A 19,483-nucleotide genomic window follows, 5' to 3' on the forward strand; every position below is an offset into this window, starting at 1 on the left:
GACATTGGTCACTTCATAACAGTGTGACGAGGGCTGGTTGACACGGTTTCTAAGGGTACTTTGACTGAAACCCCGGGTTTGGGTTTTAGTTAAAGTGCACTTAGAAGTTAGTGTCAGGCCCGTCGGAACACGTTTCGGCTATGTTGCCTAGATAGGGTCAATACCCAACAAAGGTAACATAGAAAAGCTGTCACATACCATTCAACTCTACAACCCCAGCCCAAGCACCGTTACCCAAATCAATATTCATCAAGGAGAATTCGATTATGACAAAAGATTTCAGACAAAACGTATTTCAAGGACGTAGTGTTTTAGCCGAAAAAGATTTCACTGCTGCCGAACTCGAATATTTGATCGACTTTGGTTTACATCTTAAGGCTTTGAAAAAAGCTGGTATTCCTCATCGTTACCTCGAAGGCAAAAACATTGCCCTTCTCTTCGAAAAGTCATCAACTCGTACCCGTTCAGCATTTACAACGGCTTCAATCGATCTTGGTGCTCATCCAGAGTACCTTGGCCAAAACGATATTCAATTAGGTAAGAAGGAATCAACTTCAGACACTGCCAAAGTTCTTGGCAGCATGTTCGATGGAATTGAATTCCGTGGATTCAAGCAGAGCGATGCTGAAATCCTTGCCCGAGACAGTGGTGTTCCTGTATGGAACGGCTTAACCGACGAATGGCACCCAACTCAAATGTTGGCTGACTTCATGACTGTTAAGGAAAACTTTGGCAAGCTCCAAGGATTGACTTTGACATTCATGGGTGACGGCCGTAACAACGTTGCCAACTCATTGCTTGTTACCGGTGCAATTCTGGGTGTTAACATTCACATTGTTTCACCTAAAGAATTGTTCCCAACTGACGAAATCCAAAACATTGCCAAAGGCTTCGCTGAGAAGTCAGGCGCAAAGCTTGTGATTACCGATGACCTTGATGAAGGTATGAAGGGTTCAAACGTTGTTTATACCGATGTATGGGTATCAATGGGTGAAAGCAACTGGGAAGAACGCGTTAAGTTGTTAACGCCATATCAAGTAAATATGGAAGCTTTGAAGAAGACCGGCACACCAGACGATCAATTAATCTTCATGCACTGCCTGCCAGCATTCCACAATACCGAAACCGAATACGGCAAGGATATTGAGAAGAAGTATGGCATTACTGAAATGGAAGTTACTGATGAAGTGTTCACCAGCAAGTATGCTCGTCAATTTGAGGAAGCAGAAAACAGAATGCATTCAATCAAGGCTATGATGGCTGCTACTCTGGGTAATCTCTTTATCCCTAGAGTGTAACGAAAGCCCAAACCACATTTCAGCCTAGTACCCACCTTGAAAAATAGCTTAACAATACAAGGGACTGGCAACAAAACATTTGTTTTGTCCCAGTCCCTTATTATTTTCAAAGACGGAGGAGAATTATTATGGGACGTAAAGTCGTAGTAGCCCTAGGTGGTAACGCCATCCTGTCAAAGGATGCATCTGCAGCCGCACAGCAGCAAGCATTGCGAGATACTGCGGAGCACCTGGTTAAATTTATTGAAAATGGTGACCAGCTGATCATTTCTCATGGAAATGGCCCTCAAGTTGGAAACCTGTTATTACAGCAGGCATCAGGAAGTACCAGTGATAACCCTGAAATGCCTCTTGATTCTTGTGTGGCCATGACCCAGGGAAGTATTGGTTACTGGATGCAAAACGCGATGGATCAGGTAATCAGTGAAAAGGGACTGGATAAGACGGTTGCGACCGTTGTTACCCAGGTTGAAGTGAGTGCCGATGATCCGGCATTTGCCAACCCAACTAAGCCAATCGGTCCGTTCATGAGTAAAGAAGACGCTGATTTGGCCAAGAAACAGAATCCGAGTTTCAGCTTTGTTGAAGATGCCGGCCGTGGCTATCGCCGGGTTGTTCCTTCACCAAAACCGATTGGTGTTGTTGAAACCAAGGCGGTTAATGCGTTGGTTGAAGCCGGAATCGTGCCAATCTCTGTTGGTGGCGGTGGTGTGCCGGTTGTTACGGAAGGCCACCGACTTTCCGGCAAAGAAGCCGTTATCGATAAAGACTTCGCCAGTGAGAAGTTAGCGGAATTAGTTGGTGCAGATGCTTTGATTATTCTGACGGCTGTTCCAAATATCTTTGTGAACTTCAACAAGCCTGATCAAAAGAAGCTTGAGAAAGTTTCAGTTGCCGACCTCCATCAATACATTGGTGAGAAGCAATTTGCACCAGGAAGCATGCTGCCGAAAGTTGAAGCGGCAATTGATTTTGTAGAAGCAACCGGCAACGAAGCTGTGGTTACAGCTTTGGACAATATTGAGGGATTTATCAATGATGGATCGGGAACGATTATCGTTCCAAATAAGAATCGATCCACCATCGCCTGATTTATGTTAGATTCTGCAATGAATTTATACGTATTAAATATTCTTATTCGAGGGAGTGAGCTAAATGAAAGAGCGCGATGGTAAATTAGGGCTGCTCGAACTGGTCGGTTTGGTTGTTGGATCAATCGTCGGTGGTGGGGTATTTAACCTCATGCACGATATGGCCGTTGGGGCCGGAGCCGGAGCCATTATCATTGGCTGGGTAATTACAGCTGTTGGGATGGTCATGTTGGCTTTGACATTCCAGAACTTAACGATGAAGCGTCCGGATCTGGATGCCGGTGTTTACAGTTATGCCGAAGCTGGTTTTGGTAAATACATGGGCTTTAACTCCGCATGGGGTTACTGGCTGTCCGCATGGCTTGGAAACGTTGGGTATGCGACACTGTTAATGAGTGCCGTTGCCTACTTCCTGCCGGTCTTCGGTGATGGCCAAAACATTTGGTCAATCATTGCTGCATCGTTTATTTTATGGGCCTGCCATTTTATGATTTTACGAGGGATTGAATCAGCTTCATTTGTGAATACCATTATTACAATTGCAAAATTGATTCCAATCTTCCTGTTCATTGTTATTGTCTTATTCGCATTCAAGATGAATATGTTCACCAGTGATTTCTGGTACACACCAAGCGGCAAGTTCGAATTTGGCAGTGTCATGGCACAAGCCAAGAGTACGATGCTGGTAACCGTTTGGGTATTTATCGGAATCGAAGGAGCCGTTGTCTTTTCCGGACGGGCACGCAAGCGTTCAGATGTTGGTAAAGCAACTGTTCTTGGAATTATTACCGTTATTTTGATTTATATGTTGATCACACTGTTGTCATTTGGTGTTATGAGCCGAGCTGGCCTTTCACACTTGACTCAACCAGCGATGGCTGAATTGCTTCAAAGCTTGGTTGGTAAGTGGGGCGCCATGGTTGTTAACGGCGGGTTGATTATCTCCGTTGTTGGTGCCTGGTTGTCATGGACCATGTTTGCCGGTCAATTGCCATATGAGGCTGCAAAGGAAGGATCGTTCCCTAAGATCTTTGCCAAGGAGAACAAAAATGGCGCACCGATTACCTCATTGACTGTAACCAACATCTGTGTTGAAATCTTCATGTTCTCATACTTGATTACAGCTTCTGCCTATAACTTCTTCTACTCGATTGCCAGTGCTGCGATTTTAATTCCATATGCATTTTCTGCATTCTATCAATTGAAATACTCAGTAAACGACGATCACGGTAAGGGGAGAATGGGAAACATTATTGTTGGGGTTATCTCCAGTATTTATGCATGCTGGCTGTTGTTCGCAGCCGGTACCAACTTCCTGCTCTTGATGTCATTATTGTTTGCTGCAGGAATTCCGGTATTCTGGATACTTCAGAAGAAGGATAACCACGCCAAGAAAGTCTTTGGACCAATTGAAATGACTTTGGCAATCTTCATTGTCATTGCCGCCATTTACACGATTTACGGTCTGATTGTAGGCAAAGTGACATTCTAAAACTTGATTTCAAATATGAAAATCACCTAAAGCAAAAGTAACAATTTTGCTTTGGGTGATTTTTTTGATCAACCGCAAAACTTGCGTTTATCACTGGTATCACCCACAGAATGGCCGATAACCGTTATAATGATTCCATGAAGCTCAACCGGAATTATCTTAGTTTAGCGAAAGGCGGTAAAAGTGATGAAGATTGCAGGATTTGGGGTTGAAGAATGGCTAAATGTTTGGGAGAAAAAAGCGACGTATGATATTGCACAAAGTACCATTTCTTCTATGACGATGCAGGAAGTTCTTGATTTGGATGGCGAAAGTGGCCAGACCTTTTATGACTTATTGAATAAACAAAAAATGAATTATGGCTGGATTGAAGGCTCACCTGAGTTTAAAAGCGAGGTTTCAAAACTCTATCAAAATATCAGTCCGGACAACATTTTACAAACTAATGGGGCCACTGGTGCTAATCACTTGGCCTTATACTCATTGGTGGAACCGGGAGATCATGTCATCTCCGAGTATCCATCCTATCAACAGTTATACGATATTCCCAAGTCACTGGGTGCCGATGTTGATTACTGGCACATTTATGAAGAAGATGGCTGGTATCCGGATATTGAAGAATTAAAGCAATTAATCCGGCCAGACACGAAACTCATTTGCCTGAATAATGCCAACAATCCAACAGGGACCATTCTTGATCACGACTTCCTGCAACAAGTTGTGGATTTGGCGAAATCTGTTGGTGCGTATGTATTGGTTGATGAAGTATATTTGCCGCTGGACGACCCATCCAAATTCACTTCGATTGTTGACCTCTATGATAAAGGGATTGCGACAAATTCTTTATCCAAAACCTATTCAGTTCCTGGAATCCGGGTTGGCTGGACGGCAACGAACAGTGAATTGGCTGATCTGTTTAGAAAGTATCGGGATTACACTATGATCTGCTGTGGCGTATTCAACGATATGTTGGCAACTTACGTTCTTCGAAACAGGGACAAAGTTTTGCAAAGAAATCGAAAATTGGTTCTAAATAATTTGAAAATCTACAGTGACTGGATTGACTCTGAACCCCGTGCCAGCGTAATCATGCCCCAAGCAGTTTCAACATCATTTCCCAAACTAGACGTTCCTGAAGACATCGAAGAATTTTGCATCCGTCTGTTGAAAGAAGAAGGTGTATTGCTGGTCCCAGGCAATCGATTTGATATGCCCGGACACGTAAGACTCGGATACTGTGCTCAAGAAGATACTTTGAGAAAGGGGCTTAAGAGGCTGTCCAAGTTTATGCGGCAATATGACTAACATCTGCGTTGGTTCATTCCGTCTCAGATTGGTTTAATGTACAATTGTCTAATTTGAGGTACACTTTTAATGGAGATTAATTTGTAACCGCTTTTGGGAGTGTACTAATGATTATAAAAAATAAAAGTGACTATGATGACTATGCTAAGCTAATGCGTCGGCATCCGGAATTTAGTCCATTAGATGATAAATATATTCGGCAGCTGCTTGATGAAATGAAAGTCAAGCAGTATCACCGCGGCCAAATCTTGTTCGATCAAGGAGATACCCGTGATAAATTCTATTTTCTGATAGAAGGGGTCGCCAAATCGTTTCATTGGGATAAGAACGGTGATGAACAGCTGTATCTATACATTCGCCCAAACAAGGGATTCCCATACATTGGATTATTTGAAGATGATAGATATGCGTATACTGTGCAAACCATGACCGATGTGAAGATTGCTGAATTTTCAATGCCGATTTATGAACAGGTATTGCGTGAAAACCCTGAACTGATGGTGAATGCTGTCAAAGAGATGAGCCAAATTATCAATACTTCTGAAACTCAGCTCCAGCGCATGGTGACAACGAGCGCAAGGTGCCGGGTTGCCAACGCAATCTTATTTATTGGCCAACAGATTGGTGACCTGCAGGAAGACGATACCATTTTGATTCCGTATCCGATTACGATTGTCGAACTTTCAAAAGTCAGTGGTACGACACGGGAAACCACGAGTCAAATGGTTCAAAAACTGGTGTCTGAGAATAAAATTCAGTACAATCGAAAATATTTTAAAATTTTAGAATTGGATGAAGATTCATATTGATATCCATTTTTAGAAACGAAGAAGGCACGGCTCTGATTGGAGTCGTGCCTTCTTAATACATATTGTTAAAAATAAGCTGTTACAAACAAATATGCGGCCAATCCAAACGCCGCTAACGAAATCAAAATTCGCAGCAGATGGATGTTTGAATGGCGAACAATGATGGGGCCGGTGTAGCCACCAATCAGCAGGCCAAACCCAAGTGGGATAACCAAAATCCAGTCAATGTGTGACTTGAAGATGAAAATCACCGTTGCAATCAGGTTACCGGCAAAGGCAATCACATTCTTCATTGCGTTGACCACAGTGAATTGATCATCTGTAATGACCGATAAGATTGCCAAGAAAATGACCCCACCGGCTGCGCCGAAATAACCGGTGTAGGCGCCGACCAAAACGATTCCGGTTAAGCTGATCAGCGAAACCCAGAAATGTTTTGAAGGAGTTTCGTGCGCCTGCTTGAGTTTGGAAGTGGACACGTCCTTTTTTCGGCCGGACATGAAAAGCAAAATGCCGGCAAACAGGATGAAGAAGGGCACGACTTTTTCAAACGAAGAAGCAGGAGCTATCAGCAACAGGACACTACCACCGATACTTCCAATTAGTGACAAAACAACATATAGTGTTAACTTTTTCCAATGGCCGCGAAGCTCTTTCATCGAAGAAGCAGTTGCACCGATTCCGGAAAAGATGAGGGCGGTGGTGTTGGTCACATTTGCGATAACCGGTGGCAGTCCGACCGCCAGCAGGGCTGGATATGACACAAGGGAAGCCAGTCCGGCCACAGAGGCGAGTAACCCTGCCGCAAAGCCAGCTATTATTAAGAAGATAAATGTCAGAAGCATGAGCCAAGCTGACCTCTTTTCAATTTTTGATACTTCTAATATACTACATTTTTCAGTAAAAAAAACGCCCCCATCAACTCCCGTTTCAAAAGACTTGATTTATCCCCTCGCACCCTTGATAATAGTTAATTATTAATGCGAAACGAAAGCAGGTAACCCATGACACATTTATTCTTTGACTTTGACGGTACCATTGCCGATTCAGAAGAAGGAATCGTTCGATCTCTTAAATACGCAGTGGCTAAAATGAAGCTTCCCGAGCTGACCCATGACCAGTATCTCAAGTTTATCGGTCCCGCACTGATTAATAGTTTGGAAAAATTCTATCCCCAGTTATCACAGGGCGATCGAATGACAACTTTAAAATATTATCACGACTATTACAAACGGGAAGGGATGTTCCAGCTTGACTTATATCCCGGCATTGTAAGTGAATTACAGCTTCTCAATGATCAGGGCTATGATGTCAATATTGCGTCGGCCAAACCGGAAGATCTCATTCATGACATTACTGACCAATTCCAAATTACTCAGTATTTTAATGGCAGATACGGTGCCAGCAGCGACGAGGGCACCCGGCATACCAAGACTGCGGTACTGAAGTATGCTCTGGAAGAAGCAAAAGCTGATCATGCCGACAGTATCATGATTGGTGACCGGGACAACGATATGCTTGGAGGCTACAATAACCACGTCAAGACTCTAGGTGTGACTTACGGATTTGGTGATGTGCCGGAATTGTTGGGTGCTCATGCGAATGTGTTGGTTGATAAGCCTGATGAGATTCAGGACGGGGTTCGGAAGATAATTGGGTAATGGAAAAAGAGTGGGACGAGAGGCAATTTGACCTCTGAATTTAAGAGAATCAAGCGATTATTCCTGGCCTTGGAAGGATTGCTTGGCTTTCTTAAATTAATAGGGTCAGCCGATTGTTCCACGTTTTAACTTGGTATTAGTGGTGAATTAACGTAACGGATCGAGACAGAAGTTTTGCTTTTGTCTTGGTCCGTTTTTTGTTGGTGGTTGATTATTTTTTTGCCTTTTTCTTTTACATAGTGGAAACGTGCTCGCCAAGCCAGCTTTCTCCGCTTAGTCCAATAACGGACTTCAACGCAAGACCAGCGTTAAAGTCCGTTATTAAACTAATGCTCAAAAGCTAAACGGCTTGGCTCGCACTCTATGCCTTTACATACGCAAATCCCTGCTCCTGCAGTGACACCAAGTCCGCCACTCCTGCCGACACAATTTCGACGTTTTCCGGCAGTTGGGTTTCCTTGATTTGGTGGCTGTACATTGAATTGTTGCAGGCGTGAAATCTGACGCCCTCTCTGCTGAACTGTTCCACCGCGTTTCTCAAGCGTTCGTCCAAATATCCGGTAATTGCATCACCATTTACCAACACGACAATATGATATTCTTCCTTATTTGTACGTCCGTAATCCAACAGATTGGTGACGTTACTCAACGTGTGATCCCATTTCTCCGGTTCATCAATGTGAAAAACAACCTTGTGCATCGTTATTCCTCCGTTTCGTCCGAATCTAAAGAGTCTGTGAATTCCTTGTAATCTTTATGAACCTGTTTGGCATATTCGTTCGCCCAATTCATCAAAGCCAACACCAGCTTCTTCTTGGTGCCAACATAACCATGGACAACTGCAGCGGTTGGACTTTGAGCATGTCCCCGCGCCAACAATAGGCCACAGATCTTGGCGTAGGTTTGAAAATCATCTTCGTCAAGCTTGTCCAAATTAATCGATTCTTTCATATCCCAGAATTGACGGACGTAGTAGCTCCGTCCACTTTTGTTGTTATGGTAGAAACCAAGCAGCGGGTCTGATGCCCGTTGTAGAATTTGCTGGCAGGTAACGATTCGTTCCCCGTTATCCGGCTTGCTTTGGCTGAATGGGGTGGTAACGTCGAAACCTCTGAATCGCCGGGTCTGCAAAGCTTCCTTTATTTGAAGAACCAGGTGGCTGCCGTCTATGGCAGTTAACAAGACCAGATAACACCGAGTCCCAAAGCTTCCGACACCAACGCTGTGACGGACAATGTCGCTGATGTGAAATTGTGATAACAACACAGTCACGTCTGGACTGACCGATCTTGTATAGTTTTTCAAATGTTCACTAATTTCGTTGAATCGACTTTCACTGACGTGGACAGTTCGTGGGGCGTTTTCTTTGAAAACCAAGTGACCGCGAGCATCCAAGGTTGTGAATTTTTTGACAACTTTATCGGAATTCCGTTCTTCAGCGCTGTCACGAATTTTCCGCCAAACCTTTGGCAGGCTGCTTCCTGAATCTTCCGACTGCAGGAATGACTCAACCTCTGTGGAGAAGTAATACCGCTCCATGGCCGAATGCTCCTCAAAACACTCACTCAAGATTTGCTGATAGGTTTCAACCGCGCTTTTCATGATGGAATCGATTTGATCTTCATCCAATCCGAGCTGTTCACCTTGTAAAACGATACTGACCAAAAGCCTGCGAATATCCCAATCCCAAGAACCGATTGCGGATTCATCGAAATCGTTAAGGTCGAATAATAGCTTTCGTTCAGGGGATGCATAGAAGCCGAAGTTACCCAAATGCGCATCGCCGGAAATGACAACCGGGATGTTGGTTGAAGTTTGTTTGGAGAGATCAAACGCCATCAGTTCATCTGTTCCACGGAAGAAGGAAAAGGCGGATGCCGCCAGACGTTTATGACGTAATGGCATCAAATCCGAAATCATCTTTTGTTCGACGTGGGAAATCCCTTGGACAACGTTTCGTTTGACCGGGATGAATGTTCCTAATTTTTCAAAGGGAACAGTATCACGAACCTTTTTCCCTGCATCAATTAACTCATGAACTGATTTATTAATATTAATTTTGCTTAAGTCATAGTGTAAGCTTGTTGCCGCTTGGGTGTCAGCCCTGTTGGTGTCTGTCATTTTAATGACTCCTCCATTATTTACAATGTATAACATCATTGTGGCAATTTGCGCTCTGTGAGTCAAGCAATGCAAACTCACATATCAGACCAATATGTTACAATATTCCCATTGGGAAACTCGAATATGATGGAGACTTGGATTAATGAAAAAATTGTTTTGGGAAAGTATCGAAGTGAATAATCAAAAATTTTTCTTCACAGTGACTCAAAAGGGCCTGAATTTTGTTTCCAGCCCTGGGAAGTACCTGTCTGAACTTTTTGATTTTTACCCTGATCGCTACGACTTTCAATTCATGTACGATGAAGCAGTCACTGACGACTATTTGAACGAATTGACTGACTATTTTGATAAAAAGCGTAAGACATTTGATGTTCCGCTGGACTTGGATGGCGTCGGCACCGAATTGCAGCACCAGGTTTGGGCTGAAATTCAAAAGATTCCGTACGGCCAAACAGTCACGTATAAGCAGCTTGCTGAAAATGTCGGTAAGCCTAAATCCATTCGGCCGGTTGCCCATGCGGTGGCCGTCAATCCCGACTTAATTGTGGTTCCATGCCATCGGGTGATTCGTGCCAATGGCGACCTCGGCGACTATCGTGGCGGCAAAGAAACAAAAAAGGCTCTTCTCGAGTTTGAGAAGAAGCCGATTGAAAAGCACGCTTTAATCAGTAAATTACCTTTGCCTAAGCTTAGTCAACTAGGTAAATCTGATCTTTAATTAAATCAAACGGCTGGTGATGTCGGTTCAGCTGTTTGGTAACATCTGGTTTGATGAAATGGGCTTGCTGCCAGAACTCTTTAGAGTCGGTAGCGCCATTTTTTTCGCCGATGACGATTAATTCCAAATCGTTGTCGGCTTTTCTAATTGCGTTCAAAACGTCGACGTCAATCGTCTGTTTGTCAGGTGACCAGCTCATGATGACGTACTTCACCTGACCCATATATTTGTCGATTGCAGCCAGGGCATCCAGCTTCTCAACGTTAATCAGCTGGTGCTTTCCGGTCTGATTTTCTTTTGCCCACGCTAAACTATCAGTGGGGTAGACTTTGACGCCCAAGTCAGTCAGCCCCTTTGAAATATAACCGTTACCCGCCATAATTTCCAAGGCAGTGTCATCGCCGATATAATTTGCCAAATCTTTGGCAAATGGCGCAGAAATATACGCCCACATGCCGTACTGGCTTTCCAAATAATCTCGAAATGACCGCAGCTGTTTGTCCAACTTGGGTAAAGCGTCGGACAGTTCGTTCCAAAGTTTGTCTCCTTCTGGATCTCCTGGCTTGAATTTCTGATTAATGTCTTTGAAAATCTGGTCTTGAATATCGTCGGGTAAGATTAATTCCGGCAGATCCTGAGGTAACAATCCCTGCTTAATCAGGTGGTCACTTTCAATGACGTTGTTGATCAGAAATTTAACTTGGGGATAAGCGTTGAATTGCTCCCGATATTTGAGCATTTGGGTGATGTAGGTGGATTCTGATGGGGTGGCTTGTGCGTGTTTTTTCTTTAGTAGTTTTTTCTTTTGTTTGTTGGTTAGCATAGGGGCTCCTTGTGGGTTTGGTTTTATGTGGTGGTGTGGGTTTTACTTTGTGGTCGGTTGGCTGTTATATAGTCGAAACGTGTTCTCCAAGCCAGCTTCTTCCGCTTTATCCAATAACGAGGCTCGATGCAAAACACGCATCAAACCTCGTTATTAAATAAATGCTCGGAAGCTAACCGGCTTGGCTCACACTCTGTTCTTTAAATATCCAACTTCCCTTGCTCCGTCCTCGGTCCCTCATCATGCGGGGCATTTGTTCTTCCGTGGACGTAGCCTGATATTAATTGGTAGATTTCATATCGGTCTGCTGAGCTAAGATTTTGACCGTTGAATTGCAGCGTTTTGTCCGAGATGAACAGTCTTGCGATATCGTAGGTACTGTTTTCTGTCAGACCCGTCAAGTAATCCATTGTGACGTCAAAGAACTTGGCCAGCCGTTGAATTTCAATATAACTTGGTGTTCGAATCCCACGTTCCCAGTTTCCGATCTGGGAACCGGTACTCTCGTGCGCTTTGTCTGTTGGAGAGTCTTTGTTGATTGCGTTGGCTAATTGTTCCAAAGTTAGATGTTCGCCTTTTCTTAATGCTCGTAATCTTTCTGGAAACATGTGATCACCGTCCTGTTCGTTACTTATATTATACGACTTTTTTGCGTTTCGCCAAATTTCGGCGGCAAAATGATTAATGTGGTATATTTATCACGAGAAAATTTGAATTGGTGGGATTGAAAATGAAGCGAAAAACGAAAGTCTTAATTGGTCTGGCTTCGGCTGCTGTGTTGGTTTGCGGCGGCTTGTTTGGTGCCGGACTATACTTCTACAAAGTGGCTGTTGTCCCGGCACCCAAGTCTTTTTTAAGCAAAACCAAGCCGATTAAAAAGGGCGATCCATTGTACCCGGCACATAAGTGGTATCAGGATGTTAATAAGCAGCACTGGTATGAAATGTCGGCAACTCGGCACCTGAAGCTGGACGCCAACTACATAGCTGCCAAACAGCCGACCAACAAGACGATTATTGTCGCTCACGGTTTTATGTCCGATAAGGATAAAATGTTCAATTATGCCTACATGTTTCATAATCTGGGATACAATGTTCTACTCCCCGATTCACGTGGTCTCGGCGACAGCCAGGGCGATTATATCGGATATGGCTGGCCGGACCGGCTGGATTACGTTAAATGGATTAAGAAGGTTATCAATCGAAATGGCGAAGATTCCAAAATTGCCGTCTTTGGTACCAGCATGGGTGGTGCCACTACGATGATGGTCAGTGGGGTAAAGGGGCTGCCTCACCAGGTCAAGGCATTTATTGAGGATTGCGGCTATACCGATGTGTACACTGAAGTCGCCTACCAGGCAAAAGAACTTTATCATCTGCCGAAGTTTCCGCTGGTCGATATTGTGAGTGGCATTAATCATGTGAAGAATGGCTATTCATTCAAAGAGGCCAGTGCCCTCAAGCAAGTCCGCAAAAACAAACGGCCAATGCTGTTTATTCATGGCGCGCATGATCATTTTGTCCCCACCAAAATGGTTTATCCTTTGTACAAAGCTGATCGGGGACCCAAGCAGCTATTGATTGTTCCGGGGCCGGGGCATTCCCGCTCGATTGAGAATCGACCGACCTTGTATCGGGATACGGTGAAAAAGTTCCTTGATAAATATATGGACTAATCCTTGTCGCCCATATGTTTTTAGACGCTCACAAACGGATTATGTTACACTATTATCAGGACTGTTTTACGAAAGGAGGTCCGCACTTGTTATATATCATTATTCTCGGGATTGTTGCAGCAATTGTTGGTGCTGTCTGTGGAACACAGCTGCAGAAACGCCATTTCCAGCAGGAGATCCAACAGGCAAAAGCTGCTGCTGATCAACTTCAACAAAAAGCCGAAGAAGATGCCAAAGAAAAATCAATTAAGATTTTGTCTGACGGCAAGCAACAAACTGAAGATTACAAAGAATCAATCGAAGAGGAACTTGAAAGCTACAAAGCCGATAACGTGACCCGTCAAAGCCGAATTGACCAGCGTCAAACCGGTTTGAAGCAGACTGAAGAACGACTGGATCAACTGCATCAAAAACTGGCTGGGGAAAGCCACGAAATTAACGAACAAAAAGATGGCATTGAAAAGCTCCATCAGACTGCAGATGATTTAACCAAGAAGCGGATGCAAACCCTTCAGGAACGTGGCTCAATTAGCCTTGATGAAGCTAAGCAACAGATTCTTGATCAACTGGCAACCGATCTGAAACGTGAAAAAGATATTGAATTGAAGTATCAAGACGATGAAGCCCAAGTCAGTGCACCGAAAGTTGCCAAAATTTTGGCTGATGATGCGATTCAACGCGGACCGGTTGATATGCCTCGTGAACACATTGAACATTCTGTTCAAATTAATGACAATAACACCAAGCAAAAGTTGATTGGTCGTGAAGCTTCCAATATTCGTTACATTGAAACTTTGACAGGAACTGATCTGGTATTTGATCCAGACGATCCCCATCTACTTCACGTGGTCACTCAAGATCCACTGCGAAGAGAGGTTGCCAAGACGGTCATCACCAATCTGGTGGTTACCAAGCAGATTAATGCCCAATCAATTGAACGTCAGGTTGAAACAGCTCGTCTTGATTTGATGAATGAATTGCGTCGGACAGGTGAAAAGGTTGTCGGCTCACTTCACATTGGCTGGATGCATCCGGACCTGCTGAAGATTGTCGGTCGATTGAAGTATCGGACCAGTTATGGTCAAAACGTTTTGAATCACTCGATTGAAGTTGCTGATATTTCAGGAATGCTGGCTGCTGAACTTGGTCTAAACGTCAAGATTGCCAAGCGAGCCGGCTTACTCCATGATATTGGGAAAGCGATTGATCGTGAAGTTGATGGGACCCACGTTGAGTTGGGGGTTAAGATTGCTGAAACCTATGATGAAGATCCACAGGTTATTAATTCAATCGCCTCTCACCATGGGGATGTGGATGTTACAACTCCAATTGCTCATCTGGTTGCTGCAGGAGATTCAATTTCCGGTGGTCGCCCAGGTGCCCGAAGCGAATCCGTTGAGGAATACGTTAACCGGCTTAAGAGTCTGGAACGCATTGCCAGCTCGAAGCAGGGTGTTAAAGAAAGTTATGCCATCCAAGCCGGCAGAGAAATCCGGATTGTGGTTGATCCTAAGAAGCTTGATGACGAGCAGAACCAAAAGCTCGCCAATGAAGTCAAAGATGAAATTGAGAATGAATTGACTTATCCAGGTAAAATTAAGGTGACGTCAATTCGTGACTTTAAAGCAGTGGCGTATGTTGGTGCTGAGAAGAAAAAGAATCATAAGCGACTTAAGAAAGCATAGTAAAAAGCCAATCCAGAAATGGATTGGCTTTTGTGTCGTTAAAGTTGATTGTCTAAATTTAGTTCATCATGTGTGTTATCAACACATAAGCAAAGAAAATTAATACAGCGATAATGCTGAAATTTCGAACCAAGCGTGGAACCTTATAAGCAGGCGTCTTAACATAGGGTGGCATTATTTCACTGGCCCACATGTAAAGCCCAACTAATGCGAGCAGGCAAAAAGAAATCTGATATGTAAGACCTAACCACAAATAAAACATCGGCATAAGAATGAATATCAAACAGCAAAATATAAAATACAAGGTAATTTGAACTTTAAATGATTTATTAATAATAACAAGACCTTTCTGGAGATTATGTTCGAAGGAGGATGCTTAGAAAAATGGCAAGACCGTTTTGTGTCTTGCCAAGAATAAATTAATTGCTTTTTTCAGAATCAGAAATAATTTCAAAATTATTATTCACAGTGGCTTCAACCACCGGATGTTTCTGCAGATATTCCATAATCACGTGACTGATGGTCATGTCACTCGATTTGACGATCTTATCGCTGGTATACATGGGATAGTGACCGCCGCCACTTGCCCGATAACGGTTCAAAGCGATGGTTAAGACTTGATCGTCTTGGACATCTTTGCCGTGATATTTCAATCGCGTCACTCGATGGCCGACTGGTTTGGAAATATTTAAGGTGTAGTCGATGCCTTCGTACATATCGTAGTTATAGAAGCGTTCCTTAGGAAAGACAAACTTTTCGTTGACCACCACGTCGTCGTGACGAACCGTGAAGTACTGAGCGGTGACTTCCAAAGCGCCACGCAAATCGGCGCCGGTAATCTTGGACGCAACTAAGGTGTTTGGATAAACATAATTAGTGATGATGTTGCGCATGGTAATTGGATCTTCAAAGCCATGTGCTTCGTTATTATATAGGGCAGTGGCGGAAAGATCAGTGCCCATCTTGTCCATTTGGATTTTTTGAATCAATTCGATAAATGCGGATTCATGAATGCGGGCTTTAAACGGATCATCGAAAGTTAAGCTGCCTTTAATTCGTGAAAGGGGCTTGTCCAGCCACGCTTCCAAATGCATTGATAAATCAGTGACGGTTTCTTTGATGTTTTGATCGGGCTCGCTGTCCTTAACGTTCAGCAGCTCCGCGTCGGTTCTGGCGATTGATTTGTCTTTATTGGAAGTTTCAATTGAGATTTTTGCGACATATTGGCCGCGGGAACCCGGCTGCACAATTGGCACGTTAAACAGGCGGCTGGCAATCTTGCGGTGCTGATGACCGGAAATTAAAGCATCAATTCCTGGAATGTTCTTCAAAATATCGTAACCGCGGTTTTCACCAGGATTAATATCGTTCCAGTTGCCGGTATGGTCGCGTTCAAAGCCGCCATGGTAGACGACAACGACAACGTCGGCCTTTTTTCTCATTTCTGGGATGTAGCGTTTGCACGCATCCAACTCGGAAATCAGATTGAAGTCATTTAAATCATTAACGTTCTTCCATTTTTTAGTGGAAGTTGTCGTTAATCCCAAAAAGCCGATTTTGACACCTGCAACATCCATAATTGTGTATGGATCTGCCAACAATGGTTCGTTATTGTTATCAACAATATTAGCGCACACAAAATGCCGGTCTGAATGTTTCATCATGTAATTCAGATAATCCAGTCCGTAATCAAATTCATGGTTGCCGATGGTTCCCAGTTGATAACCAACTTCATTGTATGCCGAAAAGAAGGCTTCCTGATCCTGCTTATCCGCTCGTTTGGCCACATAATATGCCATTGGCGATCCCTCAAGGAAATCGCCGTTGTCTAAGAGAATAATATGTTCATCAGGATGGGCCTTTTGATAATTTTTGATCGTCGTGCACGCCTTCTCGATACCGAAGGGCTTATCAAGACCTGAATCAACGTAGTTAGTAGGTTCGATAAACCCATGCGTGTCGCTGGTCGCTAGTAGCGTAATTTTCATATTTTCACCCACACAAAATCAAGTATATCGTCAAGTATAGTCAATTATTCCTTGATTGTAAATTGCTGTTGGCTAAAGTAGTTAAGCTAATAATAAATCACTGCCGGTACCCTGTTCCATATAGGCCATTTGATCGGTCGAAATGCTTTGGCTGAGCTGATCTGAGAGGCTTCGGGAAATTTTTCCGGATTTGAATGCATCGGCCACGTATGTGTATTCGGATTGAAATGACTGGATTAAAAGGGTATTTCTGAGACTATCGGTTTCTGAGTCGACAGTGGAGCTGCCTTGTCTGAAACTATAAGAACTGCGGACAAAGTTAACGGAATTTCGATTCTCCTCGGTTTCAATTTGATCCAAATAGTGATTTGCACTTTGAAACATGGCGTTTTTGATCAACTGATTGATTTTGTGTCGCTCATCGTGGATCTCTTGGCGGCTTTTTGATGGAACGGTTTGAGTCGCTTCTCCTTTGAGTCGGGCGGCTTTCTTCCTGGTTTTGAATCTTTTAATCTGAAATTTAAAAATATATCGCATCCGGGTCATAAACCCAATCCGTCGATTAGGCATTGTCACCATTCTTCTGGAAAATCGGTTGGCAATTTTTTGGTCAATTTTGCCCTCGTTTGCCAGGTCAATGACCGCTTGAACGCTGGCCTGCTGGGCCTTGGACATGATTTCCTGAACTGCTTTACGGTCAATTTCTGTATTGCTCTTTTGACTATTCAGCATATCGATCACGTAGTTGCGGTCTAATGTTGATATGGTCGGGTCTTGCTTGACTTGGGTGATCGCGTAATTGACCATCTCGGTTCGGTAGTTGTTGAAAGCCTGCTGATCCTGGACCACTTTTTTATGACACAGGAACGGCAGGACAATTGTTGGAACAATCAAGCTTAACAAAATGACGATCGTTGCGATATAAATCAGCTGGTCTCTAAAAGGAAACGGTTGGCCGAGAGAAGTCAACGGAATTGAAAGTGCCATGGCTAACGTAATGGTTCCGTGAACCCCACCGATTGCCGCAATAATTGACTCCTTTGTGGTCGCACTTTCCTTTTGAACATGGAACACATTCAGCCGTATCCAAATAAACCGGATCAACAACATGACCACATAAATGGCTAACGAGTCCAACACTAATTTGATGATCGCCGTGGTTGAGTAGGGCAGCATCCGCCTGATCACCTTTGGCAGCGTGACCCCCAGGAGAACAAAAACAACGCCGTTTAAGAGGCTGGAGATGATTCCCCATGTTGAGTTGGTCACCAGTCGAACATTGGTCGAGGTGAGCTTTAAACGGCTCTGATTGATCCCGTAGATAATTCCGGCGGCGACTACTGCCAGAATGCCGGATATACCCAATTCTTCTGCGAACAGGTAAATGGCAATCGGCGTCATGATACTGAATGGCACGATCACACTGGCTGTGTCCATTGATTTATTGACCAAGACTGTTTGAATTTTGACAAATACCAGACCTGCCAAGGCACCAATAATTAGACCACCAAAGAAGCTGATCAAAAAGCGGGTAAGTCCCTCTGAAAAAGAAAAGTCACCACTAATAAATGAAGCCAGAGCTAAATTGAAAATGACGATTCCGGATGCGTCGTTAAAAAGGGATTCATTTTCCAAAGCACTGGAAACGTTGGTGGGCAGTTCAATGTCTTTGGTAATTGACTTGAGGGCGACCGAATCGGTTGGCGTGACAATTGCTGCTATCGCGAAGCAAAGTGCCAAAGGGACCAGTGGAAGTAGGGCGTGGGCAACCAATCCAATGATCACAGCCGTCGTAATCGCCAAAATTGCGGCTAAATTAAATATTTGCCGAAAGGAGCGACGGAAATGATCACCACTGGTATTCTGACCGTCATTAAACATCAACGGTGCGATCACCATCAGCATAAAAATTTCCGGTTCCAGTGAATAATTTTGAAAAAAGGGCAGCAGAGATAAGACCAGTCCACAGCCGATTTGATAAAAAGTTAATGGGATCTTGGGAAATATCGTATAAATAATGTTGGCGATGATTGTCGCCACAACGAGTAGGGTAAGGGAATAAAAGACTAACAAAATTTTTCTCCTTTTAGAAGTTTTATTACCAATATTATAGTTGATAACAAAAATAAGTGGTGTATAATTAATTTCACAAGTAAGTTACTATAAGTAAGTAACCGTATTGACAAAAGTTGCTAATATGATAATATAGTAATTGAAGGATGTTGTTTCTCGTTTGTACTTTTGTTACTGAGCAGGGGGGAATTGTAATGCTGAATTTATATGTAGCACAAAGCAGCGCATCAAGTCGGAAGGCTCGTGCATGGTTGAAGAGCCATCACATTGATTTCAAGGAAAGAAATATCAATTCCAACCCTCTTAACGCTGATGAGGTAAAACAAATTCTACGTTTAACCGAAAACGGCAGTGAAGACATTATTTCTACAAGGTCTAATATCTATAAGAAGTTGAACTTGGACCTCGACAACCTGACTGTTTCACAGTTGGTTGACCTTGTCGTTAAGTATCCTGATTTGATTAAACGTCCAATTATATTTGACGATCATCGTCTAGAGGTTGGATTCAACGAAGAAGAAATCAGAAGATTTCTTCCACGAAGTGTTCGTGAAGCAGAACTTCGTGAACTGGAATCACAAATCAGCTAACACATTAAAATAACCAATTGGTTATACGGATCAATTAAGGAACTTGGATGAACAGTCGTCCAAGTTCCTTTTTTAGTTTGTGAAATCGGGCCAAACCCATACTCTCGCAAGCGGATAAAATTATCGATAACTTGGGGAGATTTTTTATTTG

General features: G+C 43.4%; 17 protein-coding genes. 10 read left to right on the forward strand and 7 right to left on the reverse strand.

What is annotated here, in order from left to right; translation table 11 throughout:
* Positions 1 to 266: 266 nt before the first annotated feature.
* From argF to FD17_RS10195, 5 genes are all read left to right on the forward strand, one after another.
* Positions 267 to 1,298 (forward strand): ornithine carbamoyltransferase, encoded by a 1,032-nt coding sequence (gene argF, locus FD17_RS10175; RefSeq protein WP_057826084.1) that lies wholly within the window; start codon positions 267 to 269, stop codon positions 1,296 to 1,298.
* 128 nt (positions 1,299 to 1,426) lie between these two features.
* Complete coding sequence (gene arcC / locus FD17_RS10180; RefSeq protein WP_057826085.1) at positions 1,427 to 2,389, forward strand: carbamate kinase; 963 nt, start codon at positions 1,427 to 1,429, stop codon at positions 2,387 to 2,389.
* Positions 2,390 to 2,453: 64 nt separating this feature from the next.
* Positions 2,454 to 3,881, forward strand: coding sequence for an arginine-ornithine antiporter (gene arcD / locus FD17_RS10185; protein ID WP_057826086.1), 1,428 nt, complete (start codon positions 2,454 to 2,456; stop codon positions 3,879 to 3,881).
* 186 nt (positions 3,882 to 4,067) lie between these two features.
* Complete coding sequence (locus FD17_RS10190; protein ID WP_057826087.1) at positions 4,068 to 5,186, forward strand: aminotransferase; 1,119 nt, start codon at positions 4,068 to 4,070, stop codon at positions 5,184 to 5,186.
* A gap of 107 nt (positions 5,187 to 5,293) precedes the next feature.
* A complete protein-coding gene (locus tag FD17_RS10195) occupies positions 5,294 to 5,995 on the forward strand; it encodes a Crp/Fnr family transcriptional regulator (protein WP_057826088.1) in 702 nt (233 codons plus the stop codon).
* Between the two features lie 65 nt (positions 5,996 to 6,060).
* On the opposite strand, the gene FD17_RS10200 is transcribed toward FD17_RS10195, so the two are convergent.
* Positions 6,061 to 6,840, reverse strand: coding sequence for a sulfite exporter TauE/SafE family protein (locus FD17_RS10200; RefSeq protein ID WP_057826089.1), 780 nt, complete (start codon positions 6,838 to 6,840; stop codon positions 6,061 to 6,063).
* A gap of 159 nt (positions 6,841 to 6,999) precedes the next feature.
* On the opposite strand from FD17_RS10200, the gene FD17_RS10205 reads away from it, so the two are divergent.
* Positions 7,000 to 7,656, forward strand: a complete 657-nt coding sequence (locus tag FD17_RS10205) for an HAD hydrolase-like protein (protein ID WP_057826090.1) — start codon at positions 7,000 to 7,002, stop codon at positions 7,654 to 7,656.
* A 361-nt stretch (positions 7,657 to 8,017) separates the two neighbouring features.
* Here FD17_RS10205 and FD17_RS10210 read toward each other — a convergent pair whose 3' ends face one another.
* Together FD17_RS10210 and FD17_RS10215 are read right to left on the reverse strand one after the other, a co-directional pair.
* Complete coding sequence (locus FD17_RS10210; RefSeq protein ID WP_057826091.1) at positions 8,018 to 8,356, reverse strand: DsrE family protein; 339 nt, start codon at positions 8,354 to 8,356, stop codon at positions 8,018 to 8,020.
* A gap of 2 nt (positions 8,357 to 8,358) precedes the next feature.
* Positions 8,359 to 9,777 carry a DUF2252 domain-containing protein gene (locus FD17_RS10215; RefSeq protein WP_057826092.1) on the reverse strand — a complete coding sequence of 473 codons (1,419 nt, stop codon included), beginning with the start codon at positions 9,775 to 9,777 and terminating at the stop codon, positions 8,359 to 8,361.
* Between the two features lie 145 nt (positions 9,778 to 9,922).
* Between FD17_RS10215 and FD17_RS10220 the strand changes: the two genes are divergently transcribed.
* Positions 9,923 to 10,498, forward strand: coding sequence for a methylated-DNA--[protein]-cysteine S-methyltransferase (locus FD17_RS10220; RefSeq protein ID WP_057826093.1), 576 nt, complete (start codon positions 9,923 to 9,925; stop codon positions 10,496 to 10,498).
* On the opposite strand, the gene FD17_RS10225 is transcribed toward FD17_RS10220, so the two are convergent.
* Complete coding sequence (locus FD17_RS10225; protein WP_057826094.1) at positions 10,470 to 11,321, reverse strand: hypothetical protein; 852 nt, start codon at positions 11,319 to 11,321, stop codon at positions 10,470 to 10,472. The two genes, FD17_RS10220 and FD17_RS10225, sit on opposite strands and share 29 nt — an antisense overlap.
* A 200-nt stretch (positions 11,322 to 11,521) precedes the next feature.
* On the reverse strand, positions 11,522 to 11,929 hold the full coding sequence (locus FD17_RS10230) for a helix-turn-helix domain-containing protein (RefSeq protein WP_057826095.1): 408 nt from the start codon (positions 11,927 to 11,929) through the stop codon (positions 11,522 to 11,524).
* 122 nt (positions 11,930 to 12,051) lie between these two features.
* Between FD17_RS10230 and FD17_RS10235 the strand changes: the two genes are divergently transcribed.
* Positions 12,052 to 12,996: an alpha/beta hydrolase gene (locus FD17_RS10235; protein ID WP_057826096.1), complete on the forward strand. Its 945-nt coding sequence runs from the start codon at positions 12,052 to 12,054 to the stop codon at positions 12,994 to 12,996.
* Positions 12,997 to 13,082: 86 nt separating this feature from the next.
* Positions 13,083 to 14,681, forward strand: coding sequence for a ribonuclease Y (gene rny, locus FD17_RS10240; RefSeq protein ID WP_057826097.1), 1,599 nt, complete (start codon positions 13,083 to 13,085; stop codon positions 14,679 to 14,681).
* A gap of 419 nt (positions 14,682 to 15,100) precedes the next feature.
* On the opposite strand, the gene FD17_RS10245 is transcribed toward rny, so the two are convergent.
* Positions 15,101 to 16,669 (reverse strand): bifunctional metallophosphatase/5'-nucleotidase, encoded by a 1,569-nt coding sequence (locus FD17_RS10245; protein ID WP_057826098.1) that lies wholly within the window; start codon positions 16,667 to 16,669, stop codon positions 15,101 to 15,103.
* An 81-nt stretch (positions 16,670 to 16,750) separates the two neighbouring features.
* The gene (locus tag FD17_RS10250) at positions 16,751 to 18,742 is read right to left on the reverse strand and encodes a cation:proton antiporter (RefSeq protein ID WP_057826099.1); all 1,992 of its coding nucleotides are present in this window, start codon (positions 18,740 to 18,742) and stop codon (positions 16,751 to 16,753) included.
* A gap of 194 nt (positions 18,743 to 18,936) precedes the next feature.
* On the opposite strand from FD17_RS10250, the gene spx reads away from it, so the two are divergent.
* Positions 18,937 to 19,332 (forward strand): transcriptional regulator Spx, encoded by a 396-nt coding sequence (gene spx / locus FD17_RS10255; RefSeq protein WP_013727307.1) that lies wholly within the window; start codon positions 18,937 to 18,939, stop codon positions 19,330 to 19,332.
* The last annotated feature ends 151 nt before the right edge of the window (positions 19,333 to 19,483 follow it).

The organism is Lentilactobacillus sunkii DSM 19904, assembly GCF_001435575.1.
GTDB classification, from domain to species: Bacteria; Bacillota; Bacilli; order Lactobacillales; family Lactobacillaceae; genus Lentilactobacillus; species Lentilactobacillus sunkii.